A 21,142-nucleotide genomic window follows, 5' to 3' on the forward strand; every position below is an offset into this window, starting at 1 on the left:
GAAGCTAAAATTGCTTTGAATTCCTACTCCAGACCTCTCCATTCCCTTCTTCTAGCTCCCAGCTTCTAACTCCTAGCTTCCCTTACATATGTCTTTCGTTTCAATTACTCCTTCGCGCATCGCGGCCTGTGGCTTGTGGCTTGCAGCTTGCGGCTCCCTGGCCTCCTGCGGCTCCAAGGACCCGGCGGCGGAGCTGGCCAAGCTCAAGCAGGAGCAGGCTACCACCCAAGCCAAAATTTCGGACCTGGAAGCCAAAACCGGCCCCACGGATGCCGAAAAGGCCTTGCAGGCTACGCCGGTATCGGTTATCAAGGTGACCAACGAGGACTTCAAGAGCTACCTCGAAGTGCAGGGCCGGGTTGATTTCGACCAGAACGCCACCGTATCGGCCCGCGCGGCCGGCACGCTCACCACGCTCAGCGTGAAGCGCGGCGACCGGGTGCGCAAGGGCCAGACCCTGGCCACCGTGGATGCCGCCGTACTCGACGCCAGCGTGGCCGAGCTGAAGGTGCGCATGGACCTGGCCAAGGTGGTGTACGAAAAGCAGAAGCGCCTCTGGGACCAGCAGATTGGCACCGAAATCCAGTTCCTGCAAGCCCGCAACAACTACCGCGCCCTGCAAAGCAACCTAGCCACCCTCAACCGCCAGCGCGACCTGTACCGGGTGGTAGCGCCCTTCGCCGGCACCGTGGATGACGTGCTGCCCAAGCTGGGCGAAACCGTAGCCCCCGGCGCGCCCGTGGTGAAGCTGCTCAGCAGCAGCGGCAGCGGCAAAATCGTGGTTGATGTATCGGAGGCCTACGCCAACAGCATCAAGGTGGGTGACAAGGCCCTGGTCACCATCCCCGATTTGGGTGAAAGCGACCTGCCCGCCACCGTACGCGTGGTAACCAGCACCATCAACCCCACCAGCCGGACCTTCACGGTGGAGCTGCGCCTGGCCGACCCCGGCAAAGCCGGCCGCCTGCGCCCCAACATGGTAACCAACGTGCGCATCCTCAACTACAACCGCCAGAACGCCACCGTAGTACCCGTCGATCTGGTACAGCGCGACGAGCAGAACAGCTTCGTGCTGGTCGTGGACGAAAAAGGCGGCAAGAAAGTGGCCGCCAAGCGCGTTATTCAGGTAGGCAACACCTACAACGGCAAAGTCGAAGTAACCCAGGGCCTGCAAACCGGCGACCAGGTTATCTCAGCCGGCTACCAGAATCTGAACGAGGGACAGGCGGTTAGTTTGTAATTGAGCTGCAAGCCACAAGCTGCAAGCTTCAAGTGCTGTTCTTTTCGCCTGTCCTCACAAAAACTTGCGGCATGCAGCCCTAACCTCAAAGTAGATGCGCCATTTCCAGCAGCTTTTAGTGTGGCAGAAGGGGATGAACATTGTGGCGGGGGTTTATGCGGTGGCGCGGCAGTTACCTAAAGAGGAATTGTTTGGCTTGCGTAGTCAGTTAACCCGGGCCGCGGTTTCTATTCCGAGCAACATTGCGGAGGGTAGCAGTCGGGGTAGCGCCAGGGACTACAAGCGGTTCCTGGAAATAGCGTTGGGTTCGACTTTTGAAGTGGAAACGCAACTATTAATAACTGAACGGATTGGGCTTGTATCACTTGATGAACTAACACCACTGCTTTCCATTGTTCGGGAGGAGCAAATGATGCTTCAAGCATTTATGCGCCGTCTGGAAAAAGAGATTCAATAAACACCTAAAGGGCCAACAGACCAATGCTTGCAGCTTGCAGCTTGTAGCTTGTAGCTCCCCACCGCCATGCAGGACACCGGAAAAGAATTCGGACCCACCAGTTGGTCCATTGACAATAAGACGACGATTTACATCGTCACGCTGGTGCTCACCATTATGGGCATCTTCGCCTATATCAACCTGGGCAAGGAGAAATTTCCGGACATCGTAATTCCGCGTATTATCGTGGCCACGATTTACCCCGGCACTTCGCCTACCGACATTGAAAACCTGGTGACGCGCCAGATTGAGAAGGAAATCAAGAGCGTGAACGGGGTGAAGAAGATTTCTTCGACCTCGAACCAGGACTATTGTATTGTAGACGTGGAGTTTACCTCTGGCGTCGACGTGCAGTATGCCAAGCAGCTCATCAAGGACGCCGTGGACAAGGCCAGCTCCGAGCTGCCCAACGATTTGCCCTCGCCGCCCACCGTGCAGGAAGTCAACCTGTCGGAGCTGCCCATCATGAACATCAACCTGGCCGGCAACCTGCCCATCAGCCAGCTGAAAAAGTTCGCCGACGACTTCCAGGACAAGATTGAGGCTCTGCCCGAAATCACCCGCGTGGATATCATCGGGGCCCTCGACCAGCAGGTGAACGTGGACGTGGACCTGAACCGGCTCCGGGCTTCGCGCCTGAGCTTCTCGGACATCAGCCGGGCCATTGGTTCGGAGAACGTGACCATTTCGGGCGGTACCGTGGACGTGGGCAACCAGAAGCGTGCCGTGCGCGTGGCGGGCCAGTACGTGCGGGCCGATAATATCGCCAACATCCAGATCAAGAACCTCAACGGCTCGGCCGTGCGCCTCGGCGACATTGCCACCGTTACCGACGGCTTCAAGGACCGCGAGTCGTTTGCCCGCCTCGATGGCAAGCCGGCCGTAACCCTGAACGTGGTGAAGCGCCAGGGTGAAAACCTGATTGACGCCTCCGACAAAATCAAGGAAATCATTGCCGACTCCAAGCTGACGCTCCCCAAGGAGCTGACCATCACCGTAACCGGCGACACCTCCAACGACACCCGCGTTACGCTCCACGACCTGATCAACACCATCATCATCGGCTTTATCCTGGTAACGCTGATTCTGATGTTCTTCATGGGCACCACCAACGCCCTGTTCGTGGGTTTGTCGGTGCCGCTGAGCATGTTCCTGGCCTTCGTGCTGCTGCCGACCTTCGACTTCTCGCTCAACATGATTGTGCTCTTCGCCTTCCTGCTGGCGCTGGGTATTGTGGTCGACGACGCCATTGTGGTAATTGAAAACACCCACCGCCTGCTGCACGAGCACCCCGAGCTGACAACGGCCCAGGCCGCCAAGTACGCCGCCGGCGAGGTATTCATTCCGGTACTGGCCGGTACGCTGACGACCGTGGCGCCGTTCGTGCCGCTCATGTTCTGGCCCGGCATTGTGGGCTCGTTCATGTTCTACCTGCCCGTTACGCTGATTCTGACGCTGATGTCGTCGCTTATCGTGGCCTTCATTATGAACCCGGTGTTTGCCGTGAGCTTCATGGAGCGCGAAGACCACCACCTGGGCGAGAAGCCCCAGTGGGACCGGCCGCTCTCCATCGGTATTGGCGTGCTGGTGGCCATTGCCCTCGTGGGCTTCCTAGTGGGCTCGACTTTCGTAGGCAGCCTAATGCTCACGCTCGCCGTGCTCGTGATTCTGAACCGCTTCGTGTTCGTGCACCTGATTGCCGGCTTCCAGACCAAAGTGCTGCCGCGCTTCCAGAACGCCTATGGCCGCCTCGTGGGCTGGGCTATTTCGTGGCCGAAGGCTATTATGCTGAGCATGGTCGTGCTGTTTGTGGTGTCGATTGTGGCCATCGTGGCCCGCGGCCCCAAGGTCGACTTCTTCCCTAAGGGCGACCCCAAGTTCATCTACACCTACCTGAAAATGCCGGTGGGCACCCGCGTGGAGGTAACCGACTCGGTGGCCCGCGTGCTCGAACAGCGCATCTACAGCGTTATCGGCAAGGATAACCACGACGTGGAATCGGTGATTACCAACGTGGCCATCGGCGCCGCCGACCCCGGCGAAGCCACGGCCGCCGGTACCTCGCAATCCAACCTGGCCAAAGTGGCCGTGGCTTTCAAAGAGATGAGCGAGCGAACCGGCCAGTCGACGGCCATCTACATGGATGAGATTCGCAAAGTGGTGAAAGGCATTCCGGGCACCGAAATTTCGGTCGACCAGGAAAGCAGCGGCCCGCCTACCGGCAAGCCCATCGCCATTGAGGTAGCCGGCGACGACTACCCGACGCTGATTAAGCTTTCCAAGGACGTAACCCGCTACATCGAGTCGAAGAACATCGGCGGCATCGAGCAGCTACGCTCCAACCTGGAAGACCGCAACCCCGAAATTGCCGTGGACATCAACCGGGTGCGCGCCAACCGCGAGGGCATCAGCACCGCCCAGATTGGGATGGAAGTGCGCACGGCCATTTATGGCACCGAGGCCAGCAAATTCAAGACCCCCGACGACGAGTACCCGATTCAGGTGCGCTACGCCGAGCCCTACCGCTCCGACATCGACGCCATCCTGAACTCGCCCCTGACCTTCCGCGACGCCACGGGCCAGATACGCCAGGTGCCCATCGCCTCGGTGGCCGATGTACGCTACGGCACGACCTACGGCGGCATCAAGCGCAAGGACGTGAAGCGCGTTATCACCATCTCCTCGAACGTGCTCGGTGGCTTTACGGGCCCCGACGTGGTGCGCCAGATTGAAACGGCGCTCCGCTCGTTCCCCGTAACGCCCGGCTACACCGTGAAAATGGGGGGTGCCCAGGAAGACCAGAAGGAAACCTCCGACTTCCTCGGCATTGCCGCCGTCAGCGCCATCGGCCTCATCTTCCTGATTCTGGTGATGCAGTTCAACTCCATCAGCAAGCCGATTATCATCCTCATCGAAATCATCTTCTCGGTTATCGGCGTACTGCTGGGCCTGGCCATTACGGGCATGAACATCAGCATCGTGATGACGGGCGTGGGCATTATCGCGCTGGCCGGTATCGTGGTGAAAAACGGTATTCTGCTGGTTGAATTCACCGACATGCTGCGCGACCAGGGCATGCCCCTGCGCGAGGCCATCGTGCTGGCCGGCCGCACCCGTCTCAACCCGGTAATCCTGACGGCCACGGCCGCCACGCTGGGCCTGATTCCGCTGGCCATCGGCCTGAACGTCGACTTCTACGAGCTGTTCAACTCGGGCAGCCCCAACATCTTCATCGGCGGCGAGTCGGTAACGTTCTGGGGCCCGCTGGCCTGGACCATCATCTTCGGTCTGGTGTTCGCCACGCTCATCACGCTGGTGGTAGTGCCGGTGATGTACCTGATTACTGAAAGCCTGAAAACCCGCATCAAGGGCGAGCCCGAGGTGCCGGCCGACCAGGAAGAGGTAGACGCCGCCACGCCACCTATTCTGGCCAACGTGTAAATCAGCAAGCTCCGGGAAGTACTTCTTTCCGGAGCTTTTTTTGCGGAGCCTTGCAACCATTCCGGCCAACTCCGCACTCCTTCGCCCGAACGGGCGCAAAAGGCCCAGCTGCCGGCCTCATTCTGCTTTTTCTACTCTCTGTTGGCTCGTTTCATGTACGCCTCCACCACAACCGCCTCCAAAACCATTCAGCAGCAGGTGCTGCGCATCATCAGCAAGCGCAAGGCCATCAAGGCCCGGCGCCTGCGTATCGGTAGCGACCTGAGCCGTGAGCTGGGCTTCGACACCGTGGATGTTGTCGACATCATTCTGGAACTGGAGCGCAACTTCCACATCGTTATTCCGGATGAAGTGCCTCTGACCACCGTGGGCGACTTCGTTAATTACGTGGCCACCCACACGCCCACCACCGCCCAGGCCGCGTAGGTTAGTTAGCTGTTAGCGCATAAGAAAGCCCCGTCTGATAGTTCAGACGGGGCTTTCTTATGCAGCTAACAGCTAACAGCTAACAGCTAGCAGACTCTAGCGGACGTTGCCGCCCAGGTTGCCGCCGGCGGGGCGGTCCTGGGTAGAGAGGTTGGGCTCGCGGCTGCTGTCGGTGGTGTTGGCGGCTACGTCGGCCTGGGTGGCAGTGGCCGAGGCCATATCGGGGGCCGGGGTTGCTACCGGCGGCTTGTTGGCCTCCGAGCCCATGTTGCCTACCTTGGCCGAGGTATTATCAGATGAGGCAGCCGGCTTGGTGGAGCCGGTTGCGGGCTGGTCTTTGGGTTCCACGACCAGCGTCGGGCGGGTCTGTTCCCACTCGGCAAACTTCACCAGCTCGTCCTGAATAGTGGTGCTGAACCAGGCCACCAGCGCGACATCGTCGAGCAGGCCCAGTACCGGAATAAAGTCCGGAATCAGGTCGATGGGGCTCAGGAAGTAGATGGTAACGGCCACGGCAGCTACTACCGTCGAGGTGGGCAGGCCCGTGTACTCGCCCGATGCCGAGAGCTTGATGAGCCGGAACATGGTCTGCATCGTTTCCCAGGCCTCGTGGGCAATAGAGCCGACGTCCTTCTTGCTGCTGGCTTTCTCGTACGCCTCAGTCAGCAGCTGCTTCATGCGCGTGGGCTTTTTCACGTATTCCTCTGCCTTGCCGAGAAATTTTTTGAACAGGGCCGAAGAGGCTATATCCTGTCCTTTAGGGTCTTGCTTATCCATGGAGATGTTGAAAATAGAAAGGGAGATACCGGCTTTAGCGCCGATGTTGTGCTATACTCTATCAGGCCAAAATGGTTTTGCCCGCCTCTGCCCACCCCCAGCCCACAAAACCGCCCCCAGGCATCTACACAACTACGCCCCGACGGGAAGGACGGGGCGGGGTTGTAAAACAGGAAATAACGGAGCCGGGGGCTGCCTACCGGTCGACGCGGCCGGCGGCGTAGAAGTTGCGGCTGTAGTAGGCCTGGCGCAGCGAGCTAACCATTACGCCGCCGTTGCAGGCAGCATGAGCAAACTTATTGTCCTTCAGGTAGATGCCCACGTGGTAGATGGGCTGGCCCGGACCCCGGCGAAAGAACACCAGGTCGCCGGTCTGCATTTCGTCCTTATCAACCCGCTTCACGGTGCCGAACATGGAGCGCGAGCTGCGCTGCAGCGTGAGGCCGTACACTTCCTGAAAAACACGGGTAACGAAGCCCGAGCAGTCGGTGCCCTTTTTGCTGCTGCTGCCGTAGCGGTAGGGCGTGCCCAGCCACGAGGCCACCGTGGCCAGCAACGACTGGTTTTCGGTGTAGTTGGTCTCGATGCCCAACCGCTCGGCTACCTTGTCGTAGGCCACCGAATCGGAAGAGGAGAGGGTGCGGGAGTTGTCGCCCTCGAAAGCGGGCACGAGGCCGCTGAGCAGGGAGGCTTGTTGGGAAGAAGCAACCACTAGGTTGCCAGACGCGGCGGGGGCTTGCTCAAAGAAAAAAGAGAGGACCATGGCGGCCGCGGCGAGGCAATAGAGGATGCTGTTTTTCATTGTCCGTCGGAAGGGGTGCTGGCAGCTTCGGCAGGCAGGGCCGGGCTGTTCCAAAAAGGTGTTCGTTACTCGATAGGCAACCGGTAGTCCGGATGGCAAAAGCGAAAGAAGTGACAGTAGCTCCCTGCTTTCCGGACTGGCCGGACAGAGGCGTGGGGTAAAGCTAAGTCGAGGCAACCCGAAACACCAAGGAAAAATGCGGCTAAAACAGAATATTCTTGTAATAAGTCAACGAATTTTTCGAATAGTCTTGCAACTTGCTCAACTTGCCCGAATAATATTACGTACATCACGCCCTTCGCATTTCCTCATTATTGCCTTATGCAGGTAGCCCGCATTGTGGAAAACTCGCCCTTCGCCCGGCTGGCCCGGCTGAAACTGGCGGCCCCGAACGTGGCCATGGTGCTGGGCCGCAGCATTCATCTGAGCGGCGTTACGCGCGAGCAGTTTCTGCGCGACCCGTTCTGGGTGGCGCACGAGATGGAGCACATCCGGCAGTTCGAGCAGTACGGCCGGCTGGGGTTTCTGGTGCGCTACCTCTGGGGCTGGGCCCGCCACGGCTACTACCACATCCCGTTCGAGGTACAGGCCCGCGCCGCGGCCGAGCGCGACGCCCACCACTACACCCAGGGCCGCCCGCTGCCCACCGCCGCCGAGCGCCACCCCAGCCCGAAGGTGAGATAGTGATATGGTGAGATGGTGAGTTGCTGTTCGAAAGGCCTGATTGCGCAAGTGGCGCTGGGAAACCTTTCGAACAGCAACTCACCAGCTCACTATTTCACCATATCACCTCAAAGCGCCGCCAGCCGGCCACCGTCGACGACCAGGGTGGTGCCGTTGATGAAGCTGGCTTCGGATGAGGCCAGGAAGCAGATGGCGGCGGCCAGCTCTTCGGGCGTGCCCACCTGGCCGGTAATTTTTTCCTGGCCGCTTTTCACGTTGGGGTTGCTCCAGAGCATGGGCGTATCCACGGCGCCGGGCGCTACGGCATTTACGCGGGCGTGGGTGTGCGGTATTTCCTGGCTCAGGCCCCGCACGAAGGCATCGGTGGCGCCCTTGCTGGCGGCGTAGGGTATTACGTTGGGCGTGGTCTGGAAGGCATGCACCGAGCTGACGGCCACAATGGCGCCGCCCTTCATGTGGGGCAGGCAGAGTTGGGTGAGCCGGAACAGGGCCCGCAGGTTCACGCTCATCAGCTGGTCCCAGTCTTTGGGGTCGAGCTTGGTGATGGGGTCGAAGGTCATCATGGCGGCGTTGCTGATGAGCACATCGATGCGGCCCCATTGCTTGAGCGTGCGCTCCACGGCCCGTGTCAGTTCACTGTCTTTGCCCACGTCGCAGCGGATGAACAGGGCCTCTCCGCCGGCCTGCTCCACCAGGCTCACTGATTCTTTGCCCTCGTCGGTGTTGCGGCCGATAATGACCACGCGGCCCCCTTCGCGGCCCAGGCGCACAGCCGTGGCCCGGCCAATGCCCGAGGTGGCGCCGGTAACGAAACAAACTTTATCCTGAAAGCGGCGGGCCGCGTCGGCAATGGCAGTGGAGGGCATGAGCAGCGGGTTATAAAAAGAGTAGTACCCCAACTGGTAGCCCGGCCGGATGTTTAGGGCCGCCCAACCACCGCTGGCCAAAACAACGGCGCCAAAGGCAACTTCGGGTGGCCTTTTCACGAATACAACCGGGCAAGCCCGGGTTCGCCCGTTGGCAATTCATCCACGTTACTCTTCCATTGTTATGAGCACTTCAAAAAACAACCCGGCCGGCGAGGCCGCTGCTAAGCACGTATCGTTCACGCCCGCTCACTCCGAAGCCGGCGACACTGCCCGCGACCAGCAGCCGCAGGGCACCAGCCGTAAAGCAGACCAGGGCCAGGACGGCGCCGAAGGCGGCCTGGAAGCCCAGGCCAAGAACTGGCTCGGCCAGCAGCAGTGGCTGCAGAACATCGATGTGAACCAGCTTTCCAAGCAGGCCAAAGACCTGGGCTCGAAAGCCGTGGAGCAGGTAAACCGCCTCAGCCCGACCCAGAAAGTAGTAGGCGGCGCCCTGCTGGTAAGCGGCTTGAGCTGGCTGGCACTGCGCTCCGCCAGCAACAAAAGCCGTAGTTCCGCGGCGGCCTCCCACGATGATTCCGACAACGACGACACCTGGCAGCGCAGCAGCGAGTCGGTGTACCGGGGCCGCACAACGAAAACCGAGTAAAAAGCAGGGGAGAAGCAACCTGCCGTAGCTAAAGCCCGCAAAGCAGCCCGCTTCTCACCCGGCCCTACGCCTACCAACCACAAAGCCCCTGCCGTCTGCACTGACGGCAGGGGCTTCGTGCTTGGTAGGCTTTCCGGAGGTTACGCCCGCGCTATGGTTCAGCTTCAGCCCGCTTGAGGAAGTCCGGCAGCGTATGCCTGCATTACTACGCCACCCACTACCGGGCCGGCGCAGTCTGCTCCAGCAGGCGGACACGGTGGCGGGTGCCGCTACGCAGTTTCAGCCACTGGCGCAGCCGCTGGGCTTCGGGCACCGGCAGAGGCTGGCGCGAACGAATGGCTACTACTACCAGCGTATCGGCACGGAGCGAGTCGGTGGCCGACTGCACCACGCTGCTGGTGCCCAGCTGCTGCACCAGCGGGTGCTCAATCTGCACCTCGCGCAGCAGGGCGGAGTCGGAAGGCAGGCCGGTGGAAACCACGGTGCTGGCCACTACAATGCGCTGAATGCGCTGGGTCAGGCGGTCGTCGTAGCTGGCCAGCGTCTGCTGGCCCAGGTCGCGCACGTCTTCCAGCAGGCTGGTTCGCAGCGAAAGGGCATCGGTCGAATCGAGACGGCCCAGGCCCTGACGCACAATTAGCCTGGCGTCTTCCAAGCTGTAATCAGCCAGCCGGTTGTGCAGGGTCTGGATCTGGGGGGGCGTGAGGCGCTGGCCGGCAAACAGGATGTTGATGGTGCTGGTTTCGGGGTCGAGGCGCCGGGTGGCTACGTACGAATTGGCCAGGGTGCACTGCTCCTCGATGAAGCGCTGGGCATTGTGGGTGAACACCGTGCGCTGCACGATGCCAGCGGCCAGGTACACGCTGGGCACGGCCGTAAGCAGGGCCAGGCCCCACACCGTCAGCTGCACGCGCCGGGCGCGGGCATCATCCGTGAACGTGGCCCGCGCAATGGGCAGCAATTTCACTACCAGCAGCGTGGAAAGCACGATAAAAACGCAGTTGATGAAGTACAGGTAAAGAGCCCCCAGCATGTACTGCCACTGGGCAGTGGCCAGCCCGTAGCCGGCCGTACACAGCGGGGGCATTAGGGCGGTGGCAATGGCTACGCCGGGCAGCACGTTGCTTTTCTCGCGCCGGGTGAGGGCCACGGCCCCGGCCGCCCCGCCAAACAGGGCAATCAGCACATCCCAGGTGGTGGGCACGGTGCGGCCCAGCAGCTCGGTGCCGGCCTCGGTGAGGGGCGTGAGCCGGAAGTACATGGCCGATACCAGCAGGCTGATAACCGTAGCCAGCAGCAGGTTGGAAAGGCCCCACTGGATAATCTCGACCCGCACTGTGGCCGCCCCGAACCCAATGCCCACGATGGGGCCCATGAGCGGCGAAATCAGCATGGCGCCAATTACCACGGCCGTCGAGTTGACGTTCAGCCCCACCGACGCCACCAGAATGGCGAACATGAGCACCCACAGGTTGGTCCCCTTGAACATGAGCCCGTCTTCCACGTCCTGCACAATGTCGGCGGGCGTGCCCATGTCCTGGGTCAGGTCGAAGCGGCGGCGCAGCCAGCGGAGCAGCACAAGCACAAAATTCATGGGAGCGGGGCAAGAGGATAGAGCGGCGGCAGCGGCCCCCGAAACAGGGCCTTAGCAAGGCAGCAGCAGCGCAAAAGGGCTACCTCGCATTTGGCCGTAAAGAAAGCATCCGGCTTCGGGCCGCCGCTACCGGGCTTCGCCAGCCGACTCGTCGTCGCGAAACAGCTTCATATCGGCCCAGAAAGTGCCGAAAGGTATAATGGACGCCACGAAAGCCAGCGCCGTTTTGCGCCACGACCAGCTGTAGCGCACCGCCGCTCCGATAACGAGCAGGCAGTAGAGTACGAACAGGGCGCCGTGGGCCGTGCCAACGGCCCGTACGGCCGTCGGCTGGCCGAAAAAGTACTTCAGCGGCATGGCAATGCCCAGCAGCACCAAAAACGAAAGCCCTTCCAGAAATCCAACCAGCCGCAGACGGCCCAGCGAGGAAGCAAAAAACTGTTTCATAAGCACAACGAACGGAGGCCGCAGAAAACGGCCGCTCGGGTGCAAAGGTACGCCGGCGGCCTCGTCCTCACCTGCTGCGGCCTTTTTGGCCGGCTCCCGGGCGTTCTGCCCGAACGCACCAACGGCGGCAGCTTCCGAAGAAACTGCCGCCGTTGCGCGCATCAGCATCGGTCAGGGCCCGGTTACTGCTTCACGAACCGCTCGTGGAAGGTTTTCTGACCATCGGAGACGGTGAGCAGATAGACGCCACTGGCCAGGTTGGCCACGTCCAGCTGACCGTTTTCGAAGCGGGCATTGGCCACGTTGGCGCCGCGCAGATCGGTAACCGAAGCCGATACCACCGGGGCCTTACCGGCCAGCACGATATTGAGCACGCTGGCCGTTGGGTTCGGATACAGTGTCAGGGCCTTATCGAAGTTGCCGTCGCCCACCGAGGCGCTCTGGGCCGCTACGTAGGTCTCGGTGCCGGCCGCTACGCCCGCGCCTTCGGTGATGGTAACCGAGTAATCCTCGGTTTCGCCGTAGCTGTAGTTGCCGCAACTGGTGGTGGCGGCATTGTCGCTCATGGTTACGCGCAGGCGGGTTTTACCGGTTTTGGCTGAAGACGGTACCGTAAAGGTGGCCGACAGCGTACCGGCACTCGACGAAGAGCCCGACACCACCGTCTCGCCGGCATCGGTGAAGTCGCCGTCCTGGTTGTAGTCGATGTACACGCGCCAGTTCTCGGAGTAGGCCGTCGAGGCGAAGGCCGCCGAAATGTTAATCGTCTGCGACGAGCCGGCTGCAATGTTGGTATTGAGCGCGGTACCGTCGTAGTAGCCGCCGTCTTTGCCCGAGGTGCGGTTGATGGAGCCCAGCTTCACCAAGTCAATCCACTCGTAGCTCACGTTGCTGCCCTTGCTGGCGCAGTACGTAACGACCACCGGCGGATTGGTGGGCGGCGTGGGTGGGGTAGGCGGCGTTGGCGGCGTGGTGCCGCCGGTCGGGGCCGTACCGCTAACCGTGAACGAGCCTATCGAGCCGTAATCAGAGTAGCCATCGGTTGCGGGGTTGGCTGAGCCGGTGCCATCCACCTGCACAAAGTAGGTGCCGGCCCCCAGCGTGGTGCTGACCGTCGCGTTGAGGCTGCCGCTGGTATCAAAGGTGCCCACCACGCCGCCGGCGCTGTCGAGCAGCCGCACTATCACATCGAGGTTGCCGTAGCGGGCCACGGTGTTCACGTTGAAGCTGACCGCGCCGCCGCTGGTCGTGAAGCTGAAGTAGTCCTGGTCGTCGGTGCGCTCGATGAGGCCGTTGCCGGTCAGGGCGTTGCCGTTGCGGGCCAGGGGCGTGGCGGCCCCGGTCGAGTTGCCGTGGTCGTCGGCGCGGTAGCCTACGTTGTAGGTCGAGCTGCTGATGATGGCCAGATCGTCCTCCTTGTTGTTGGCGCTATTGTATTCGCCCTTGCTCCACTGCGTAACCGGCTTGTAGTAGCCCACGCCCATAATCGGGGCCCAGGTGCCCTGGCCCTGGTAGTAGCCTTCGCTGGGGCTGGTGCGGCCGTCGTGGCTCAGGCCCAGCGTGTGGCCCACCTCGTGCGAGGCCGCCTCACCCCCCGACTTGGGGTCGCTCATGAACACCCAGCAGGGCGTGTCGTTGTTGTAGCGGAACGACGTCACGTAGGCCACGCCGCCGGCGCCGGGGGCTGCCGTAGTGGTGGGCGTCACAATCACGCGCATGCGCATGTTCTTGGGGTAGGCGTTGAACACGGCCTCGTCGGTGGTCACGTTCATATCGAACGGCCGGAAATCCTCGCTCACCAGCTCCCAGAACGCCTGCACCTTGGCCGCGTCGTTCTGAATGCCCGAAGGCGCGGCGTCAATCGGGTTGCCGTTGTTCCAGGGCGTGCCCGATACGTACTGCCCGTCGAGGTCGATGTAAATGCAGCCCTTGGCGCCGGGCAGGCTCTGCAGCGAGGCAATGGCGGCCGCCGTTGCGGTGCCGCGGTTGGCCGCGGCCGGCTCGGGCGCCTGGTAACCCACGGGCTTATCGTAGTCGATGCAGATTACCTGGTTGATGTCAACTTCCTGTACCTGGGCATTGCCCTGGGCGTCGGTCGAGTAGCGGTAGGCCCGCTTGGCATCGCGCAGCACAATGTTGCCCTCCACCTGATTACCTTCTACCCGCAGAAAAAACGACGAGTTGGGCACGCCGGCCAGCTCGCCGATGAGGTATTCGCCGGTCGAGGCCAGGTCTTCGCGGTAGTTCACCTGGCCGGTGAAGTCCTTGTTGGCGGCCACCCGCAGCGAAACGGTGGGCTTGGGCTGGCGGCGGGCCAGGTCGGAGGCCACTTCCATTTCGAGCTGCCGGGCCAGGTTTTGTGGGCTCCCCAGCGAGTAGGTGGGGCCAGCGGGCCGGTTTTGGGCGGGGGCCGGTGTGGCGGCGGCGGACAGTAGGGCCACACCGAGCCCGTAGGCATAAAGCTTGTTCATGGAAAAGAAGGTTGGTTGTGGAAAAGAGAGGGCAAACAAGCGCCGCAGCTGGATGACCTGTTGCGCTATCCGGCAAATGTATTATTAATCAGGAAACGGCCGCTATATTTATTTCTCATATATAGGTTTGATCCATAGGTTCTTGGCCGTGCTGTCAAAGGGGTGATCTGCAGCCAGCTGTTCAAAAAAGCCAATTCGGACCCTGGCGGCGCTATCGGCCCGGACCGGCAGGATAAATTGTCTTTATTCCGGAAGCCATAATTATATTCAGTTGGCCGGTTCCCCGCACCCCGCGGCCAACTGGCCCTGAATGGCAGCGGCGACTACCCCTTTCGGAGTAGTCGCCGCTGCTGGCATTGCCGGAAACCGGGGTATTAACCCGCTACCGCCATTTTTACGTTGAAGGCGCTCGGGCCTTTCTGGCCCATCTCTACCTCAAAGGTCACCTTGTCGTTTTCCTTGATGGTGAGGCTGCCCAGATTGTTGGCGTGCACAAATACGCTCTGCTGCGTAGCCGAGTCCTTGATGAAGCCGTAGCCTTTCGAGTCGTTGAAGAAGGTAACCGAGCCGGTCCGCACCGGATCTTCTTCCTCCATGTCTTCCTGCCGGATAGCACCAATGCGGATGCTTTCGAGCGGAATCTCCTTCTTCTTCTTGGTCGGATCCGGGGGAGTGTCCACGATGTTGCCGTTCTCGTCAACATAAGCGAGCATCTCCTCGAGACCCTGGCCTTTGCTGGAGTTGGCTAAGCGCTCCTCCTTCTTCTCCGCCTTTTCCTGGCGCTTCTTCAGTCGTTTCTTCTCGTTCTCCCTTTTGCCGAAGGTGGCCTGTGATCTACCCATATAATGTGTTCGATTGATGTCAGATTCGCCCCTGCGAAGCAGGAGCTGTGATGATAAAAAAAGCCGCTTACCTGGTTGAAACAGCCCATAATCTAGCAAAGTTCCTATATTGAACTCTGCCGGAAGGGCACGGGTACAGCGGGGCCGGAAGCCAGGGGCGCCGCGTTGCAGGAAGGCTGAGGGGCGCGGAACAAACCAGCGCGGCCGGGGCTAAGCAATAGCGGCAGGGGTAAAGTTACGCCATAATTCCGGCAAAAAGAACACCCCGCGGCTATATTGCAGGCGAGGACGGCCGCCACCCGCCCGCGCCCGAACGTGCCCCGGCAGCGCCCGTCGCGGCAACAACGGGCGGCGTGGTAAGGCTAGGCCGACAGGGCCTGGACGGTCACCGGCGCCAGCACCAGGGCTACCACATCGGCTACTTCGCGCACTTCGCCCGGCACCATATCGGCCAGCACCACCCCGCCAATGCGGACGCGCACCAGCCGGAGTGTAGGAAAGCCCACGGCGGCCGTCATTTTGCGCACCTGGCGGTTTTTGCCCTCGGTAACCGCAATGCTCACCCAGCTGGTGGGGCCGTGGCGGTCGTCGCGGATTTTGCGGGGGCGGGGCGGCAAATCGGGGGCGCCGGGCAGGCGGTGGGCAGCGCCGGGCAGCGTCTGGTAGGGCTGGTGCTCCACGCTGATTTCGACGCCGGTGCGCAGGCGGGCCAGGGCCTCATCGGTGATGCTACCGTCGAGCTGGGCGTAGTATTCCTTCTCCACATCCTTGCGGCGGATTCGCTCACTCGCCAGCCCGTCGGTGGTGAGCAGCAGCAGCCCCTCGCTGTGCTCGTCGAGGCGGCCAATGGCCATGGTGCCCGCCGGGAAGTCGTGCAATTCGCCCAGAAACCGCTTTTTCCGGGCTTCCCGGGCGTCTTCACTCCGGAACTGGCTCAGGTAACCGAAGGGCTTGTACAGCAGAAAGTGGCGGGGTTCAGTCATGGCTGGCAAAGGTACGATACGGGGCCGCCCACGGGGCCCGGACTGCGGCCAACCGCCAACTCTTCCCAACGCTTCGGGCAAATCGACCAGGCAGGATAGCGCTTCCCACCAAGGCAAACAGCGGCCGGAAAGCACCCTCCGCAGGTGCCCGCAGACTTGCTGCGGGCACCTGCGGAGGGTGCCGGAAACCTGCCTGTCGCCTTATTGGGGGCGGGTTTTGTTGTGAATGTCGCTGGAGCCCGAGGCGCGGGAGGTGAGCTGTACGGCCGCCACGTAGGCGTCGGAAGAGCCGCTGGCCTGCACGTCGGCCTGCTGGCTTTGCAGGTTGCTGGCGTGGTAGTCGCTGCTGCCGCTAAGGCGGATTTGCTGCCGGTCGGCGCGGCCCGTCAGCTTGATATCGGAGGCGCCGCTGGCCGTTACCGTTAGCTGCCGGGTGTTGAGGCCCAGCGTTACATCGGAGGCGCCGCTGGCCTCGATGCTGAAGTTGTCGGCCTCGAAGGTGGAGGTGCTTTTGATATCGGACGCGCCGCTGGCCTGCAGGCCGGTCAGGCGCGGGCAGGTCACGTACACGGTCACCTTTTTTTGGTTGAACAGGCTCGCCGGGGCGTCTTTGGCGCGGTAAATCACAAGCACCCCGTCCGCTACTTCGGTTTTGATGTAGCGCTCCAGTTCGGCGTCGGTTACCACTTTCACGCTGGTGGCCGCCCCCTGCGTCAGCACCACGTCGCAGGCGCTGCTGGCCCGTAGCTTGTCGAAGCTGCCCACCGGGCGCAGCTGTTGCGCCCAGCTGCTGCCGGCGCTTAAAAGGCCCAACAGCACCGTGGCGGCCAGTTTTTGTAAAAGGGATGGGGTAGGCATGGCAGTAGAAAGTAAGGGGTTGAAGGTAAGACAGCTAGCGGAATAGATGCGGCGCCCGGCCGAAGGGTTGCCCGGCCCGCGGCCGCGGTTCGGAATAGTTGGCAGGCGCGCGTCCCGATAACCCGGACGCGGCTGCCGCCGTATCAGGCCCCAGTATAGCTACTGGCCTATATCCGGCCGCGTAGTTTCTTTCACCTGACCCTTTTTATCATGAATAAGTCGCTGCTTTTACTTTCTGCCGCTGCCAGTCTGGCCGTGGTTTCCTGCAACCAGGACAAACAGGCCGCCGTGGATGCCGCCGTTACGCCTTCGGCCGATACGGCCGTGGTGATGAACGATAACATGGACTACCGCGCCGATGCCGACCGCACGGTAACCCAGATTGCCAGCGACCTTGACCTCGACGATACCACCGCCGTGTCGACCATCGGCCGGGGCTACTACGACCGGGGCCGCCGCTTCGCCGAAGTAAACAACCAGTACAAAACCGACACCGTGGGCTATTATGCTGCTCAGCGCGCTGTAAACGACGAAACCGACAAGACGGTAAAGAGCGTTGTCGACGAGGACCGCTACACTACCTACACCAACAACCGCGACACTTACTACGCCGGCACGCCCTACACGCCCGCCCCGGCGCCCGTAGCGAAGGCCGCACCCGCCAAGCCCGCCGGCCCGACGGTGGTAAAGCGCGAAAAGCGCCTCGGCGGCGACACCAAAATCACGTACTCGAACGGTAAAGTCATCAAAATCGACAAGGATGGCGACACCAAAGTGAAATACTCCGACGGCACCAAGGTGAAAACCGACGCCGACGACGGCAACGTGAAGGTGAAAGACTAGCCTTCGAGCCGATAATAGCAAAAAGCAAGGCCCCCGCCCGGATTTTCCGGACGGGGGCCTTGCTTTTTTAGCGTTAACTGGCAGGCTACTCGCGGGTGAACAGGTAGCTGCCGCCACCCTGGCGCAGGGTAAACGTGTGCTGGGCGGCATCGAAATCCATCATAATGCCCGCCTGATCGAAGGTGAACTGGGTTTTGGATTTGGCCGTGAGCGGAAGGGCCGGCTGGCCCGTTGCCTGCGCCGTTAAGGTGGTGCCCGATGCCGTAACCGTGATTTTAAGTGGAATCTGGGTGCTGGCGTAGGTGCCGGTCAGTTGGTTGAGGTCGGCGGCGACAACGTTCACCGAAGTGGCAGGGCGCAGGTCGGGCAGGCGGTAGGGCTTGCCGAAGTAGCTGGCCAGCGCGCCGATGAGCACGTCGTTGAGGGGGAAGTTGCCTCCATTCTGGCAGTAGGCCAGGGCGAGCTTTTCGGTGGGGTAGTAGAGGACGGTGGAGCGGAACTCGTCGATGGAGCCGTTGTGGCCGTAGCCCTTTTTGCCGTCGAAGGGCATCATCAGCAGGGCCATGCCGTAGTTGTCCTGTTGCGGCATCATCAGTTGCAGGCTGGCCGGCTTCACCAGCTTGCCCCCGAACAGGCCCTCGATAAAGCGGTCGAGGTCGGGCGTAGTGGAAACCAGGGCGCCGGCCCCGCCGGGGATGCTCATGTCGGTTTCGGGCTCGGGCTGCCAGGCGCTGCCGGTCCATTTAAACGAGGCCGCCTCGCGCTTTTTGCCGTCGATGCGCCCGCCGTAGTACGTGTCTTTCAGGTTCAGCTTGCCGGTAATGCGCTTTTGCAGAGCCTGGGCGTAGGGCTGGCCGCCGGCTTTCTCCAGAATGTAGCCCAGCAGCACGTAGTTGGTATTGTTGTACTCGAACCTGGCGCCAGGCTCGAAATCCGGCGTCAGCTGGCCGATGGTGGTGAGCATCTGCGCCTGGGTCCGGGGCGTGCTCATGTAGGTCGGGTAGGCCGCGTCGCGGGTGAAATCGTGCAGGCCGCTACGGTGGTGCAGCAGCTGGTCGAGGGTGATGCGGGCGGCGTTGGGCAGCTGCGGAAACCAGGTGGCCAGCGGGGCGTCCAGCTTCAGCCTGCCTTCCTCAACCAGCTGCATGAGCATGGTGGCCGTGAAGAGCTTGCTGATGGAGCCGATGCGGTAGCGCGTGGCCGGGGTGGCCGGCACGCCCGGTTGCTGCTGCCCAAAGGCGCGGCTGTACACCACCTTCCCATCCTGCGACAGCGTGAGGCTGCCCATGGCGCGGTGGCTGGCCTCCAGGCCCGTGAGCAGGCTGTCGAGCCTGGGCTTATTGAACGGGGCCGCCGGGGTGGATTGGGCCGGGGCGGTGCCGGCCAGCAGCAGCGGCAGCACGAGCACGGAAAGAAGCTTGCGGAGCATAAGGAGCGGGAGCTAAGGGTAGAAGATAGTCCAAAGGAAAAGTCTACATCGAAGAAGTTGAATTCTTTTCAACCACCGCCCCTAATCCCGCCGTCAACGGCCTGATAAAGCCCGCGTTATCGTGCAACGCCAATGCAGTTTTTTGCTAAGCCCTGGGTTCGGGTAGGCCCTGAAAGTAGGGGCGGGGTTGCGGCGCAGGGGCTGATTCGGATGGGGTTATTTCTTGAAATAGGCCAGCAACTCGGCCCGGTGCGAGTTGCCGATGGGCAGCAGGGTGTTGTCGAGCAGCAGCACGTTGTCGGGCTGCAGCATGCGGATGTGGGCGGCGGCCACGATGAAGGAGCGGTGCACCCGCACGAAAGCCGGGCCTAGCACGGCCACCATTTCCTTCATGGTGTGGTGGAGCAGGTAGGCCTTGGTGGCGGTCGTGATTTTGACGTAATCCTTGCAGCCTTCCACGTACACAATGTCGCGGTGCGGAACCTTCAGCAGGCCCTGGCGCTCCTTTACCAGCAGGTATTTCTCGGCCGCGTCGTCGGCGGGCGGGATGGGCTGGGTGGCGGGCAGGCGGGCAATGGCCTTGGTGAACCGCTCGTAGCTGAAGGGCTTGAGCAGGTAGTCGAGAATATCGAGCTCGTAGCCCTCGTAGGCGTACTCGCGGTAGGCGGTGGTGAGGATGGTTTTGGGCGGGTGGGTAAGGCTTTTGAGGAAGTTGAGGCCCGTGACCAGCGGCATTTCAATATCGAGAAACAGCAAATCGACGGGGTGCTGGGCCAGGTGCTCGTAGGCCTCGATGGCGTTGCGGCATTTGCCCGTCAGCGTCAGGCCCGGCGTCTGGCCGATAAACTGGCTGAGCACCTGGTGGGCCAGCGGCTCATCATCCACAATCAGGCAACGAACGGGCGCGGGCGTGTTGGTCATGGCTTGGGGGATGAGGTGATAGGTGATAGGAGGATGAGGAATGGACAAAAAAGCACGGCTATTCCACCCGGAGCGTCAGCTCGGCGCGGTAGCGGCCGTTGTGCTCGGTCAGGTGCAGCTCGTGGGCGTTGGGATAATACAGATTCAGGCGCTGGCGGATGTTCCGAAGGCCGATGCCGCCGCTGCGCCGGGGCGAGGCCGCCGGGGCTTCGGGCAGCATGTCGTTTTCGATGAGAAAGTGCAGCCGACCGGGCGTAGTCGTGAGCGTGGCCCGCACGCTGGCGTCGTCGGCGAAGTGGTGGCGGCCGTGCTTGAAGCTGTTTTCGACCAGCGGCAGCAGCAGCAGCGGCGGTAGCTGCACGCCGGCCGCGTCGCCCACCGCCCGGAACTCCACCCGCGCCCCGGCGTACTTGCGCTGCTCCAGCTCGAAGTAGTTCTGCAGAAACTCCACCTCCTCGGTCAGGGCAATGCGGGCCTTGCCGCTGTCGTAGAGCACGTAGCGCATCAGCTCGGAAAGCAGCAGAATAAAGCGCGGCGTTTCCGGCGAGCCGGCCAGGCTCAGGCCGTAGATGCTGTTGAGGGTATTGAACAGAAAGTGCGGCTGCAGTTGCGCCTTGAGCTGCTCCATCTGCAGGGCCAAGTGGTCTTTTTCGAGGTGGCGGCGGCGGTATTCCTGCTGAAAAGCAAACCGCACAAACGCCACGCAGCTAAAGGCCAGCAAGTCGGTAAGCAGCAGTTTGAAGTAGGGCTGGGCCCACCAGGTAGTCAGGCCCTGGACCGCCAGCCGGTAGCCCTGCTGATAGTACGTAACCAGCGCCGGCGGCTGGGCAATGTGCTGAAACAGGCCGTAGCTCAAGGCCATATTCAGCTTGATGCTCCACCATACATACACCACGCCAGCGAGCCCGAGCAGCAAATAGCGACGACGGTGCAACAGCAGCGGCAGCAGCCCCCGGTAGTAGGGCACCATGTAAAGCGTAGCCAGCAGGGCGAGTAGGCTGAACTGGGGGTAAGGAAAGTTGGGGTGCCTGATAAGCGGCAGCTGCCTGGTGGCTCCTTCCACCAGCACACTGTACTTGTAGAGCCCCACGTACAGCGCCCACACCAGCCCCTCGAACACGAGCGGGAAGCGGCTGGGCCGGTCGGGGGCGGCAGGTAGGGCGGGGGTTTGCATGGGGGCAAGTTGGCGGATTTTTTCGCCGCCCCCTGCATCAGCAGGTCCGGATTTCGACCAATGGGGGGTGTTTTTTCGACCAAAAAAACGCGGCGGGTACTTGGTCGCGTCGGGACCGGGAGTGGTCGAAAAACGCCTTGGAAACGCGCCGGGCGGGTGTTGCTTTGTCCCATTCCCAGCCGGTTGGCGGTTGGGCTCT

The 21,142-nt window shown here is 61.8% G+C and carries 19 protein-coding genes; 7 read left to right on the forward strand and 12 right to left on the reverse strand.

Going from position 1 to position 21,142, the window contains the following annotated elements; genetic code table 11:
* Window positions 1-88: 88 nt before the first annotated feature.
* The 4 genes from BMY67_RS01155 (at window position 89) to BMY67_RS01170 (ending at window position 5,603) form a co-directional block, all read left to right on the forward strand.
* Window positions 89-1,240 (forward strand): efflux RND transporter periplasmic adaptor subunit, encoded by a 1,152-nt coding sequence (locus tag BMY67_RS01155; RefSeq protein ID WP_092767506.1) that lies wholly within the window; start codon window positions 89-91, stop codon window positions 1,238-1,240.
* 94 nt (window positions 1,241-1,334) lie between these two features.
* Window positions 1,335-1,697 (forward strand): four helix bundle protein, encoded by a 363-nt coding sequence (locus tag BMY67_RS01160; protein WP_092767508.1) that lies wholly within the window; start codon window positions 1,335-1,337, stop codon window positions 1,695-1,697.
* 66 nt (window positions 1,698-1,763) lie between these two features.
* Window positions 1,764-5,177 (forward strand): efflux RND transporter permease subunit, encoded by a 3,414-nt coding sequence (locus tag BMY67_RS01165; protein WP_092767510.1) that lies wholly within the window; start codon window positions 1,764-1,766, stop codon window positions 5,175-5,177.
* 141 nt (window positions 5,178-5,318) lie between these two features.
* On the forward strand, window positions 5,319-5,603 hold the full coding sequence (locus BMY67_RS01170) for an acyl carrier protein (protein WP_245744826.1): 285 nt from the start codon (window positions 5,319-5,321) through the stop codon (window positions 5,601-5,603).
* 96 nt (window positions 5,604-5,699) lie between these two features.
* On the opposite strand, the gene BMY67_RS19795 is transcribed toward BMY67_RS01170, so the two are convergent.
* Window positions 5,700-6,380: a YkvA family protein gene (locus BMY67_RS19795; RefSeq protein WP_092767513.1), complete on the reverse strand. Its 681-nt coding sequence runs from the start codon at window positions 6,378-6,380 to the stop codon at window positions 5,700-5,702.
* A gap of 196 nt (window positions 6,381-6,576) precedes the next feature.
* Window positions 6,577-7,143 carry a C40 family peptidase gene (locus tag BMY67_RS01180; RefSeq protein WP_245744828.1) on the reverse strand — a complete coding sequence of 189 codons (567 nt, stop codon included), beginning with the start codon at window positions 7,141-7,143 and terminating at the stop codon, window positions 6,577-6,579.
* Between the two features lie 360 nt (window positions 7,144-7,503).
* On the opposite strand from BMY67_RS01180, the gene BMY67_RS01185 reads away from it, so the two are divergent.
* On the forward strand, window positions 7,504-7,866 hold the full coding sequence (locus BMY67_RS01185; protein ID WP_092767517.1) for a hypothetical protein: 363 nt from the start codon (window positions 7,504-7,506) through the stop codon (window positions 7,864-7,866).
* Between the two features lie 107 nt (window positions 7,867-7,973).
* Here BMY67_RS01185 and BMY67_RS01190 read toward each other — a convergent pair whose 3' ends face one another.
* Window positions 7,974-8,732, reverse strand: coding sequence for an SDR family NAD(P)-dependent oxidoreductase (locus tag BMY67_RS01190; RefSeq protein ID WP_092769525.1), 759 nt, complete (start codon window positions 8,730-8,732; stop codon window positions 7,974-7,976).
* 184 nt (window positions 8,733-8,916) lie between these two features.
* Here BMY67_RS01190 and BMY67_RS01195 point away from each other — a divergent pair, with 184 nt between their 5' ends.
* A complete protein-coding gene (locus tag BMY67_RS01195; protein ID WP_092767519.1) occupies window positions 8,917-9,381 on the forward strand; it encodes a hypothetical protein in 465 nt (154 codons plus the stop codon).
* Window positions 9,382-9,598: 217 nt separating this feature from the next.
* Here BMY67_RS01195 and BMY67_RS01200 read toward each other — a convergent pair whose 3' ends face one another.
* The 6 genes from BMY67_RS01200 to BMY67_RS01225 form a co-directional block, all read right to left on the reverse strand.
* Complete coding sequence (locus BMY67_RS01200; protein ID WP_092767521.1) at window positions 9,599-10,975, reverse strand: DUF389 domain-containing protein; 1,377 nt, start codon at window positions 10,973-10,975, stop codon at window positions 9,599-9,601.
* 126 nt (window positions 10,976-11,101) lie between these two features.
* A complete protein-coding gene (locus BMY67_RS01205) occupies window positions 11,102-11,422 on the reverse strand; it encodes a DUF3817 domain-containing protein (RefSeq protein WP_092767522.1) in 321 nt (106 codons plus the stop codon).
* A 182-nt stretch (window positions 11,423-11,604) separates the two neighbouring features.
* Window positions 11,605-13,893 carry a GEVED domain-containing protein gene (locus BMY67_RS01210; RefSeq protein ID WP_092767524.1) on the reverse strand — a complete coding sequence of 763 codons (2,289 nt, stop codon included), beginning with the start codon at window positions 13,891-13,893 and terminating at the stop codon, window positions 11,605-11,607.
* 374 nt (window positions 13,894-14,267) lie between these two features.
* The gene (locus BMY67_RS01215; RefSeq protein WP_092767526.1) at window positions 14,268-14,735 is read right to left on the reverse strand and encodes a cold shock domain-containing protein; all 468 of its coding nucleotides are present in this window, start codon (window positions 14,733-14,735) and stop codon (window positions 14,268-14,270) included.
* A 362-nt stretch (window positions 14,736-15,097) separates the two neighbouring features.
* On the reverse strand, window positions 15,098-15,718 hold the full coding sequence (locus tag BMY67_RS01220; RefSeq protein WP_092767528.1) for a pseudouridine synthase: 621 nt from the start codon (window positions 15,716-15,718) through the stop codon (window positions 15,098-15,100).
* 201 nt (window positions 15,719-15,919) lie between these two features.
* Window positions 15,920-16,576, reverse strand: coding sequence for a head GIN domain-containing protein (locus BMY67_RS01225; protein ID WP_092767529.1), 657 nt, complete (start codon window positions 16,574-16,576; stop codon window positions 15,920-15,922).
* A 210-nt stretch (window positions 16,577-16,786) separates the two neighbouring features.
* Here BMY67_RS01225 and BMY67_RS01230 point away from each other — a divergent pair, with 210 nt between their 5' ends.
* Window positions 16,787-17,419, forward strand: a complete 633-nt coding sequence (locus BMY67_RS01230; protein ID WP_092767531.1) for a T-complex 10 C-terminal domain-containing protein — start codon at window positions 16,787-16,789, stop codon at window positions 17,417-17,419.
* Between the two features lie 85 nt (window positions 17,420-17,504).
* On the opposite strand, the gene BMY67_RS01235 is transcribed toward BMY67_RS01230, so the two are convergent.
* The 3 genes from BMY67_RS01235 to BMY67_RS01245 all read right to left on the reverse strand — a co-directional run bounded on the left by BMY67_RS01235 (window position 17,505) and on the right by BMY67_RS01245 (window position 20,943).
* The gene (locus BMY67_RS01235; protein WP_092767532.1) at window positions 17,505-18,848 is read right to left on the reverse strand and encodes a serine hydrolase domain-containing protein; all 1,344 of its coding nucleotides are present in this window, start codon (window positions 18,846-18,848) and stop codon (window positions 17,505-17,507) included.
* 216 nt (window positions 18,849-19,064) lie between these two features.
* On the reverse strand, window positions 19,065-19,769 hold the full coding sequence (locus BMY67_RS01240) for a LytR/AlgR family response regulator transcription factor (protein ID WP_092767534.1): 705 nt from the start codon (window positions 19,767-19,769) through the stop codon (window positions 19,065-19,067).
* Between the two features lie 58 nt (window positions 19,770-19,827).
* Window positions 19,828-20,943, reverse strand: coding sequence for a sensor histidine kinase (locus BMY67_RS01245; protein ID WP_092767535.1), 1,116 nt, complete (start codon window positions 20,941-20,943; stop codon window positions 19,828-19,830).
* Between the last annotated feature and the right edge of the window lie 199 nt (window positions 20,944-21,142).

It is taken from the genome of Hymenobacter actinosclerus, from assembly GCF_900111515.1.
Lineage (GTDB): Bacteria > Bacteroidota > Bacteroidia > Cytophagales > Hymenobacteraceae > Hymenobacter > Hymenobacter actinosclerus.